The sequence below is a fragment of the Pseudomonas sp. YL2 genome (assembly GCF_023063025.1).
Classification (GTDB): Bacteria; Pseudomonadota; Gammaproteobacteria; order Pseudomonadales; family Pseudomonadaceae; genus Aquipseudomonas; species Aquipseudomonas putida_A.
Genome location: NZ_JAJSLU010000016.1, coordinates 142,819 through 152,465, shown reverse-complemented (window position 1 = coordinate 152,465; position 9,647 = coordinate 142,819). Strand labels below are relative to the sequence as shown.

At 62.0% G+C, this 9,647-nt stretch carries 9 protein-coding genes; 2 read left to right on the top strand and 7 right to left on the bottom strand.

Going from position 1 to position 9,647, the window contains the following annotated elements; genetic code table 11:
* Window positions 1-310: 310 nt before the first annotated feature.
* Window positions 311-1,423 carry a PilT/PilU family type 4a pilus ATPase gene (locus LVD08_RS21360; protein ID WP_247269194.1) on the bottom strand — a complete coding sequence of 371 codons (1,113 nt, stop codon included), beginning with the start codon at window positions 1,421-1,423 and terminating at the stop codon, window positions 311-313.
* A 133-nt stretch (window positions 1,424-1,556) separates the two neighbouring features.
* On the opposite strand from LVD08_RS21360, the gene LVD08_RS21355 reads away from it, so the two are divergent.
* Together LVD08_RS21355 and LVD08_RS21350 are read left to right on the top strand one after the other, a co-directional pair.
* Window positions 1,557-4,106, top strand: a complete 2,550-nt coding sequence (locus tag LVD08_RS21355) for a PAS domain-containing hybrid sensor histidine kinase/response regulator (RefSeq protein ID WP_247269193.1) — start codon at window positions 1,557-1,559, stop codon at window positions 4,104-4,106.
* A 39-nt stretch (window positions 4,107-4,145) separates the two neighbouring features.
* Window positions 4,146-4,421: a peptidylprolyl isomerase gene (locus LVD08_RS21350; protein WP_003225447.1), complete on the top strand. Its 276-nt coding sequence runs from the start codon at window positions 4,146-4,148 to the stop codon at window positions 4,419-4,421.
* 116 nt (window positions 4,422-4,537) lie between these two features.
* Here LVD08_RS21350 and LVD08_RS21345 read toward each other — a convergent pair whose 3' ends face one another.
* From LVD08_RS21345 to LVD08_RS21320, 6 genes are all read right to left on the bottom strand, one after another.
* A complete protein-coding gene (locus LVD08_RS21345) occupies window positions 4,538-5,470 on the bottom strand; it encodes a sugar kinase (RefSeq protein WP_247269192.1) in 933 nt (310 codons plus the stop codon).
* 130 nt (window positions 5,471-5,600) lie between these two features.
* Window positions 5,601-6,815, bottom strand: coding sequence for an amino acid deaminase (locus LVD08_RS21340; RefSeq protein ID WP_247269191.1), 1,215 nt, complete (start codon window positions 6,813-6,815; stop codon window positions 5,601-5,603).
* Window positions 6,816-6,854: 39 nt separating this feature from the next.
* The gene (locus LVD08_RS21335; protein ID WP_027612656.1) at window positions 6,855-7,619 is read right to left on the bottom strand and encodes an IclR family transcriptional regulator; all 765 of its coding nucleotides are present in this window, start codon (window positions 7,617-7,619) and stop codon (window positions 6,855-6,857) included.
* 144 nt (window positions 7,620-7,763) lie between these two features.
* On the bottom strand, window positions 7,764-8,153 hold the full coding sequence (locus tag LVD08_RS21330; protein WP_003225452.1) for a RidA family protein: 390 nt from the start codon (window positions 8,151-8,153) through the stop codon (window positions 7,764-7,766).
* 29 nt (window positions 8,154-8,182) lie between these two features.
* Window positions 8,183-8,980 carry an amino acid ABC transporter ATP-binding protein gene (locus LVD08_RS21325; protein WP_103366947.1) on the bottom strand — a complete coding sequence of 266 codons (798 nt, stop codon included), beginning with the start codon at window positions 8,978-8,980 and terminating at the stop codon, window positions 8,183-8,185.
* Window positions 8,977-9,639 carry an amino acid ABC transporter permease gene (locus LVD08_RS21320; RefSeq protein WP_247269190.1) on the bottom strand — a complete coding sequence of 221 codons (663 nt, stop codon included), beginning with the start codon at window positions 9,637-9,639 and terminating at the stop codon, window positions 8,977-8,979. Before LVD08_RS21320 ends, LVD08_RS21325 begins: the two co-directional genes overlap by 4 nt.
* Between the last annotated feature and the right edge of the window lie 8 nt (window positions 9,640-9,647).

Below are 9,647 nucleotides of genomic sequence, written 5' to 3'. Positions count from 1 at the left end.
GATTAGCACGCCATCCCCTTGTGGGAGCGGGCTTGCTCGCGAAAGCGGTGTGTCAGTCCCGCTGATATCGATTGACAGATTGCATTCGCGAGCAAGCCCGCTCCCACAGGGGTGAAGTGTTAATCCATCAAGCCCCAATCGCCTGATATTGGGGGCGCGGGCAGCGGCCCCAATATCGTCCAGAGCTTTCGGATTAGCACGCCATCCCCTTGTGGGAGCGGGCTTGCTCGCGAAAGCGGTGTGTCAGTCCCGCTGATATCGACTGATGGATTGCATTCACGAGCAAGCCCGCTCCCACAGGGGTGAGGTGTTAATCCATCAGGCCCCAGTCGCCTGATGATGAGGGCGCGGGCGCTGGCCCCGCCTCGGCATGCAGCTTCAAACGCAGCCGCAGATTGTTCTGCGAATCGGCATGTTTGAGCGCTTCGTCCTCACTGATCACGCCCTCCACCACCAGCCCGTACAGCGCCGCGTCGAAGGTCTGCATGCCGACCTCGCCAGACTTCTCCATGATGCCCTTGAGTTCACCCAACTCGTTGCGCCGGATCAGGTCGGCGATGGTCGGGGTGCCGAGCATCACTTCGACCGCCGCCCGGCGCTGACCGTCCAAAGTGCGCACCAGCCGTTGCGAGACGAACGCTTTGAGATTGTTGCCCAGCGCGTGCAGCAACTGCGGGCGGCGCTCTTCGGGGAACAGATTGACGATACGGTCCAGCGCCTGATTGGCGTTGTGCGCATGCAGCGTCGACAGCACGAGGTGCCCGGTATCGGCAAATGTCAGCGCATGCTCCATGGTTTCGCGGTCGCGGATCTCGCCGATCAGCACCACATCCGGGGCCTGACGCAGGGTGTTTTTCAGCGCCGCATGGAAACTGCGGGTATCGACGCCGACTTCGCGTTGATTGATGATCGAGCGCTGGTGTCGATGGATATACTCCACCGGGTCTTCGATGGTGATGATGTGCCCGCTGCTGTGGCGATTGCGGTGATCGATCAGCGCGGCCAGCGAGGTGGATTTACCGGAGTCGGTGGCGCCAACGAACAGGATCAGCCCCTGTTTGAGCATCACCGTTTCCAGCAATACCGGCGGCAGTTTCAGGTCTTCGAAGCGCGGAATATCGAGTTTGACGTTGCGGATCACGATTGACACATCATTGCGTTGCTTGAAGACGTTCACCCGAAAACGCCCGATGCCCGTACGGGAAATCGCCAGGTTCATTTCCAGATCCCGATCGAACTCGCGTCGTTGCTCGGCGTCCATCAGGGAGTTGGCGATAGTCTCGACCTCACCGGGCTTGAACGGCCGCTCGCTGAACGGCGTCAGCACGCCATCGATGCGCGCACTGGGTGGTGCTCCCGTGGACAGGAACAGGTCAGAGCCGTGCTGGCTCGACAGACGGAGCAACAGTGCATCGATTTCCATGGCAATAAGCACCCGCGAAGCATTCAATGAACAGAAATGACCCGCTGTCGTGACGTAACGGGTCATACAGCGTCTACCGCAAGTGCAAGAATAGTAGATGCCAACGCACTGACCGACGCTCAGGATAGATGTGATGAACGCAACACCCTCCCCCGATGACGCCCAAGCCCTGATCGCCCGTACCGACTGGAGCCGCACGCCGTTGGGCGCTTCTGGCACCTGGCCGCAAAGCCTGCGCACCGCGGTGGACATCGTGATTCACTCGCCGATGCCGATGCTGCTGTTGTGGGGGCCGCAGCTCACGCAGATCTACAACAATGGCTTTGCGATGCTCGCCGGCAGCAAGCATCCACACGCTTTCGGACAGCCGGCGCACCTTATATGGCCAGAACTTCAAGACTTTACCGACCCGATTTATCGAGCCGTCCTACAAGGCCAGGTGCGCACCTACAGCGAGCGGCGATTTACCCTGCAACGTGAAGGCGTAGAGTCTGACTTCTGGCTGGATCTGACCTACAGCCCCATCCGCGATGAAAACACGCAGGTGGCCGGGATCCTGGTGACCGCCATCGAAACCAACGAACGCCGGCGCATCGCCCTCGAACTGCAACGCCGTTCCGAAGAAAGCCTCAAGGCCCAGCGCGACACTGAAGAACGCCTGCAACTGGCGCTGGCCGCCACCGATGCGGTTGGCACCTGGGATTGGGACATCGGCGAAGACCGTTTCATTGCCGACGCGCATTTCGCCCAGTTGCACGGCATTGATCCGGCCCACGCCAGTCAGCTACCGATCAGCGACTACCTGCAAGGCGTGCACCCCGAAGACCGCGCCTTGATCGCCCGCAGCATCAAGCACTGCATCACCCACGGCACCGAGTACGCCGAAGAATACCGCCTGTTGAAAGCCGACGGCGAACTGCGCTGGGTGTTTGCCCGGGGCCGCTGTTACAAGGATCACCACGGGCGACCCGTGCGCTTCCTCGGCGCCGCGCTGGACCTGACCGAGCGCAAGCACACCGAGCAGGCGCTGCGCCAGAGCCAGACGGAATTGCAGCTGATCATCAATGCAATGCCGATCCTCATCAGCTATGTCGACCACGAAGAGCGCTTTCGCCTGAACAACGCGGCGTATCTGGACTGGTACGGCCTCACGCCGCAGGAACTGTATGGCCGTACCATTCGCGAAGTGATCGGCGAAGAAGCCTACTTCCTGCGCGCGCCCTATATTGCCGAAGCCCTGGCCGGGCGACCCTGCTCGTTCAGCCTGTACACCCCGCATCGCGACGGCAGCAACCGCCATGCGCTGATGAATTACCTCCCGCGCCACGGCGCCGACGGCTCAGTCAACGGTTTTTATATTTTCGTGATCGACGAATCCGAACGGAAGAAGACCGAAGAAGCCCTGCGCAATCTCAATGAAACCCTCGAAGAACGGGTCAGCGCCCGCACCGAACAACTGGCTCAGGCCAATCAGCGTCTGCAGAACGAGATGTTCGAACGCGAGCGCGCCGAAGATGCGTTGCGCCATGCGCAGAAGATGGAAGCGGTCGGCCAGCTCACCGGCGGTATCGCCCACGACTTCAACAACATGCTCACCGGAATCATCGGCAGCCTCGACCTGATGCAGCGCTACATCGCCGACGGCCGCGCCGATGAAATCGGCCGTTTCACCGAAGCGGCGGTGTCGTCGGCCAACCGAGCGGCCGCGCTGACCCATCGCTTGCTGGCGTTCTCGCGCCGGCAATCGCTGGACCGCAAGACCCTCAACGTCAACGAACTGATTCATTCGCTGGAGGATTTGATCCGCCGCACCAAGGGCGACCCGATCGAACTCACGCTGCGCCTGGCCGACGATGTGTGGCCGATCAGCACCGACGTCAGCCAACTGGAAAATGCCTTGCTCAACCTGGTGATCAACGCTCGCGACGCCATGCCCGATGGCGGCGAACTGCTGATCGAAACTGCCAACGTCTACCTCGACGGCAACGACATCACCACCCTCGAACCGGTCAAGGCCGGCGATTACCTGATGCTGGCGGTCAGCGACAACGGCACCGGCATGACGCCGTCGGTGCGCGCCAAGGCGTTCGATCCGTTCTTCACCACCAAACCGATCGGCCAGGGCACCGGGCTCGGACTGTCGATGATTTATGGCTTCGCCCAGCAGTCGGGCGGCCATGTCAGCCTCGACAGCCTGCCGAATCAGGGCACTTGTGTGCGCTTGTACTTGCCGCGCCTGAACCTGCTGGAGCCGGAACGGCCAGTTGTGGAAACCCTCAGTGCGGCGCCGACGGCCACCTGTGGCGAAACCGTGGTGGTGGTTGAGGATGACCCGGCGGTGCGCATGCTGGTGCTCGATCTGCTCAAGGAGCTGGGTTACCTCGCCCACGAAGCCGCCGACGCCAGCGCCGCCCTGCCGCTGCTGGAATCGGAGCTGCGTGTGGATCTGCTGGTGACCGACGTTGGTCTACCGGGGATGAATGGCCGGCAACTGGCGGAAATCGCCCGCCAGCATCGTCCGGGGCTGAAGGTGCTGTTCATGACCGGTTACGCGCAGAAAGCCGCCGAGCGTCAGGGCTTTCTCGAGGATGGCATGGACATGGTGGCCAAGCCGTTTTCGATTGACGTGCTGGCCAACAAGATCCGCGAGATGATCAACCAAACGCCGTCACTTGAGGCATAATCCCGCGCCCCGCCGTCACCCCGTTACAGGTATCGCACGATGAAAGCCCAAGCCCGCCACATTCTGGTGAAAACCGCCGAAGAGGCCGAACAACTCAAGCAACGCATTGCCAAGGGCGAAGCGTTCGATGTGCTGGCGAAGAAATACTCGACCTGCCCGTCCGGCAAACGCGGCGGTGATCTGGGTGAAGTGCGGCCGGGACAGATGGTCGGCGCGATCGATGCGGTGATCTTCAAGAAGCCGCTGCGCACGGTGCATGGGCCGATCAAGAGCAAGTTCGGCTATCACCTGGTGCAGGTGTTTTTCCGCGATTGAGTGCTTGGCCTTAGGACCTCTTCGCGAGCAAGCCCGCTCCCACAGTCTGGAATGCGGTCCCCTGTGGGAGCGGGCTTGCTCGCGAACCGATTGCGCAGTAAGCGGCCATCCACCGCTTACCTGGGAATCAACGCCCCCGGCACCTGAATCACCCGACTTGCCAGCCAATGCCCCGCCTGCGCCGCCTCGACCGGACTGGCCCCCAGCAACCGGCTGGCCAAATACGCCGCACTGAACGAATCCCCCGCCGCCGTCGTATCCACGACCTTGTCGACCTGCTGCGCCGGCACTTCGAACGCCTCATCATCGCAGCGAATCAGACACGCCTCGGCGCCGCGCTTGAGCACCACTTCCGGCGTGCCGATCTGCGCGTACGCCTCGAACACTGCGTCGCAATCGGCAAAATGGAACAGCGCCTGTTCGTCATCCACGGTCAGCAACGCCAGATCGACATGCGGCAACACGCTGCGATAGGCCGCCCGCGCCTCTTCCTGTGAGGACCACAAGCGTGGCCGATAATTGTTGTCGAAGACGATCCGCGCATCGCGCTGGCGGGCTTCGATCAGGGTCTGGATCAAGCGTTCGCGGCCCTTCGCACCTAACACTGCGAGGGTGATGCCGCTGAAATACAGCACATCGTAGTCCGGCAGCGCTGCCAGAATCGGCTCCGCCGCTGGGGTGGTGAAGCAATCGCGCACCGCCGCTTCATTGCGCCAGTAGAGGAAACGCCGCTCACCGTTGGCGTCGGTCTGAATGCAGTACAGGCCCGGCAAACGACCGGGCAGACGCTGCACGAGATCCAGGCCAATGCCTTCGTCAGCCCAGCTCTGGCACATGGCGTCGCTGAAGCTGTCGTCGCCGAGCGCGGTGACGTAATCGACCTGGGCTTTGTCGCCGAGAGCGCGGGACAGGTACACCGCGGTGTTCAAGGTATCGCCACCGAAGCTTTGCTGCAGGCTGCCGTCGGCACGGTGCTGGAGTTCGATCATGCACTCGCCGATCAGGGCGATGCGCGGGGTATTCGGGCCCAGGGGGCTGAGGCTGGTCATTGGGAGGTGTCTCTGGATAATCATCGGTGTTTGGGCGGCCCTCATCGCGAGCAGGCTCACTCCTACAATTGGAATGCGTTCCCCTGTAGGAGTGAGCCTGCTCGCGATGGGCGCGACTCGGTCTGAAACCTTAGAAGCAGGTCTCCATGCTCTCGACCACCGCCAACTGCTCATCCGCCAGCAACCCCACCCGCCACTTGTCGAAGGTCAGGCACGGGTGCGAGGTGCCGAAGGAAATGATGTCGCCCACCCGCAACTCAACCCCCGGCGCCACGCTCATGAACGCATGCTGGTCCATCACCGCCGTCACCTTGCACGCGCCGACATCGTCGCCCACCGCTGGCAATACACCGGCCTTGTAACGCAGCAATGGCACCGGCAGGCCGGCATCGAACGCCACGTCGCGCTTGCCGAGGGCGATCACCGCAAAACCCGGCTCCGGCAACGACTGCACGTGGGCCCAGACTTCCAGCGCCGGACGCAATCCTTCGTGCAGATCGCTACGACGATCCAGCACGCAGCACTGCGCTTCCTTGTAGATGCCATGATCGTGGGCGACATAACTGCCCGGGCGCAGCACGCTGAGGAAGCGTCCGCTCGCATTCTGTGCCTCGAACGACTCGGCGATCAGGTCGTACCACGCCGAACCCGAGGCGGTGATGATCGGCTTGGCAATGGCAAACGCGCCGCTGTCCTGCAACTGCACCGCCAGGCGCACCAGCGACGCGGCGAATTCGCGAATGCCGCTAACCGCGTGATCGCCATGGATCACCCCTTCGTAACCCTCGATGCCGGTCAGAGCCAGCGCCGGTTGCGCGTTGATCGCCTGGGCCAGCGCGATGACTTCCTGCTCGCTGCGGCAACCGCAGCGGCCACCGACCACGCCGTATTCGATCATCACGTTCAACTTGACCCCGCGCGAGGCGAAGTAGGCGCCGAGATCGGCGACGTTGTCCGGGTGATCGACCATGCAATAGAAATCGAAATCGGCATCGGCCAGCAGATCGGCAATCAGTGCCATGTTCGGCGTGCCGACCAGTTGGTTGGCCATCAGCACCCGGCGTACACCGTGGGCGTACGCGGCGCGGGTCTGGGTGGCGCTGGCGAGGGTGATGCCCCACGCGCCAGCGTCGAGCTGACGCTGGAACAGCGCCGGGGTCATGCTGGTCTTGCCGTGGGGCGCGAGCTCGGCGCCGCTGTCGCTGACGAACTTCTGCATCCAGCGAATGTTGTGCTCCAGCGCCTCGCGGTGCAGCACCAGCGCCGGCAGGCTGACGTCGCGCACAAGGTGCGCACCGATGGCGGCGTCGCCCTTTTCCACAGCGGTATTGATGGCAGTCGTCATGCTTGAACTCCTCACTGTCGCGGCCGCAGGCAGCCGCGGTTATTCGTTGATGCGCCGGGCGAGGCTGTTGGCGCTCTCGATCAGCACCCGGCGATAGTCGTCGTAATTGTTTTTCGCATCGGCCCGTGGGGCGACGATGCACAGGGTGCAAATGGCCACGCCGCTGGGGTCTTTGACCGGCGCGGCGAAGCAATGGGTGAAGGTGTCGGCCACGCTGTCGAAGGAGAAGAAACCGTCGATGCCAGCCTGGCGGATCTCCGCCAGAAAGCGTTCCAGCGGCAGGCGCTCGCCGTCGGGCAGGATGTAGTCGTCTTCGTCGATCAGGTCGATGATCTGCTGGTCGCTCAAATGCGCCAGCAGCAAGCGCCCGGACGCAGTCCACGGGATCGGCGCGTTTTCGCCGATGTCGGACGAAATGCGGAAATGCCGCTCGCCCTCCTTCATCAGCGCCACCGTGTATTTGCGCCCGTTGAGCAGGCACATTTGCGCGGTTTCCCGGGTCTGGCTGACGATCTCCTGCAAGGCGTGATCGGCCTCGCGACTGAGGTCGAAGTGACGCAGGTGCGCCTGCCCGAGGAAATACAACTGACGTCCGAGATAGACGTGACCGTCCTTGCCCACCGGCTCCAGAATCCGTCGCTCAAGCAGCGACGCCACCAGTTCGTAGACCGTGGATTTCGGGCTGCCGATGCCGTTGGCGATGTCGTTCGGACGCAGCGGCTGGCCGATCTCCTTGAGGAAGTCGAGGATATCGAACGCCCTGTCCAGACCACGGGCCCGGCGTTTGATGGTGTCTTCGGTCATGTCTTCAGTTCCCAATGAAAGTGCCGGGAGTGTACCGAGAGTGCAGCGTCGACGGTTAGATCGCCATCGCGAGCAGGCTCACTCCTACAGTTGAAGCGCGTCCTTCTGTAGGAGTGAGCCTGCTCGCGATAGGGGCACCTCGGTTCAGGGTTTCTTCTTGTACGCGATGCAATCGATCTCGACCTTGCAATCAACCATCATGCTCGCCTGCACACAGGCCCGTGCCGGGGCGTGTTCAGGTTTGAAGTACTCGCCGAAAACCTTGTTGAAACTGCTGAAATCCCGCGGATCGTCCAGCCATACGCCAGCCCGCACCACGTCCTCCAGGCCATAACCGGCCTCTTCGAGAATCGCGATCAGGTTTTTCATGGTCTGGTGGGTCTGCTCGACGATACCACCAACGATGATCTCGCCATCCACCGCCGGCACCTGGCCGGACACGTGCAGCCAGCCATCCGCTTCAACGGCGCGCGCGAAGGGACGTGGCTGACCGCCAGCGGCGGTGCTGCCGGTGCCGTATCGAGTAATGCTCATGGGTATTTCTCCTGATTACAAAGCAAAAATTAGAACCGCGTGCTCTTGAGAAACTCAGCCAGACGCGGTGATTGCGGGCGTTCGAACAGTTCCTTGGGCGGCCCCTGCTCTTCGATCCGCCCCTGATTCATGAACACGATCTTGTCCGAAACCTCGAAGGCGAAACGCATTTCGTGGGTCACCAGCAACATGGTCATGCCGTCTTCGGCCAGGCCCTTGATCACGTTCAGCACTTCACCGACCAGCTCCGGATCGAGGGCCGAGGTGACTTCGTCAAACAGCATCAGGCTAGGGTTCATCGCAATCGCCCGGGCAATCGCCACGCGCTGTTGCTGACCGCCGGACAACTGCCCGGGGAAGTGATTGCGCCGCTCCAGCAGGCCGACCCGCTCCAGCCATTTCTCGGCCAGCACCACGGCCTCGTCCTTGTGCATTTTCTTTACCTTGAGCAGACCGAGGGTGACGTTCTGCAAGGCTGTCAGGTGCGGAAACAGGTTGAATTGCTGGAAGGCCATGCCGGTCATCGCACGATGGCGGGCGATGACTTTTTCCGCGTGACGCACGCGTTTGCCACCGACCTCGTCATAGCCGATGGACTCGCCGTCGAGCAGGATCTGCCCGCCCTGGAACTCTTCGAGCATGTTCACGCAGCGCAGCAAGGTGGTCTTGCCCGAACCGCTGGAGCCGATCAGCGTTACGACGTTGCCGCGCTGCATGCTCAGATCGACACCCTTGAGCACTTCGACCGCACCGTACTGCTTGTGCAGGCCACGGATGTCCAGCAGCGGCTGACCGTTCTGAACGTTGGAAACTTGAGCTTGAGTCATGGCAGGGCCACCCGCTTTTCAATGTGCCGGCCGAGTAATTCGATGCCGTAGTTGATGACGAAGAACAGAAAACCGGCGAACAGGTAGAACTCCAGAGTCATGAAGGTCCGGGCGATGATCTGTTGGGTGCTGAGCAGCAATTCGGCAACGCCGATCACCGAGAGCAAGGTCGAAGCCTTGACGATTTCGGTGGACGAGTTGACCCAGGTCGGCAGGATCTGCCGCAACGCCTGGGGCAACAGCACGTAACCGAGAGACTGATAAAACGTCAGGCCGATCGCCTTGCTCGCTTCCATCTGTCCACGTGGCAATGCCTGCAAAGCACCGCGCACGATCTCGGCGACGTGCGAGCCGCAGAACAGCGTCAGGCCCAGCGCACCGGCCTGAAACGCGCTGATCTGCCAGCCCAGCGCCGGCGCCATATAGAAGCAGGCCAGCACCAGTACAAACACCGGCGTGCCGCGAATAATGTCGACATAAAAGCGGAACGGCGCGCGCATCCAGAACTTGCCGTAAGTCAGCACCAGACCGGCGACAACCCCGAGCAGCGTGCCGAACAGAATCGCCAATGCCGACACTTGCACACTGGTCAGGAAGCCTTGCAGCAACGTCTCGCGTGCCACCCACAATTCACGCAACCAACTGGGAGATTCGTACATCGCAGCCT

Bases quoted from the DNA above. Each gene is read 5' to 3' on its own strand.
- LVD08_RS21335 (WP_027612656.1), bottom strand. From the start codon at position 7,619: ATGACCGAAGACACCATCAAACGCCGGGCCCGTGGTCTGGACAGGGCG.
- LVD08_RS21330 (WP_003225452.1), bottom strand. From the start codon at position 8,153: ATGAGCATTACTCGATACGGCACCGGCAGCACCGCCGCTGGCGGTCAG.
- LVD08_RS21320 (WP_247269190.1), bottom strand. From the start codon at position 9,639: ATGTACGAATCTCCCAGTTGGTTGCGTGAATTGTGGGTGGCACGCGAG.
- LVD08_RS21325 (WP_103366947.1), bottom strand. From the start codon at position 8,980: ATGACTCAAGCTCAAGTTTCCAACGTTCAGAACGGTCAGCCGCTGCTG.
- LVD08_RS21340 (WP_247269191.1), bottom strand. From the start codon at position 6,815: ATGACGACTGCCATCAATACCGCTGTGGAAAAGGGCGACGCCGCCATC.
- LVD08_RS21350 (WP_003225447.1), top strand. From the start codon at position 4,146: ATGAAAGCCCAAGCCCGCCACATTCTGGTGAAAACCGCCGAAGAGGCC.
- LVD08_RS21360 (WP_247269194.1), bottom strand. From the start codon at position 1,423: ATGGAAATCGATGCACTGTTGCTCCGTCTGTCGAGCCAGCACGGCTCT.
- LVD08_RS21345 (WP_247269192.1), bottom strand. From the start codon at position 5,470: ATGACCAGCCTCAGCCCCCTGGGCCCGAATACCCCGCGCATCGCCCTG.
- LVD08_RS21355 (WP_247269193.1), top strand. From the start codon at position 1,557: ATGAACGCAACACCCTCCCCCGATGACGCCCAAGCCCTGATCGCCCGT.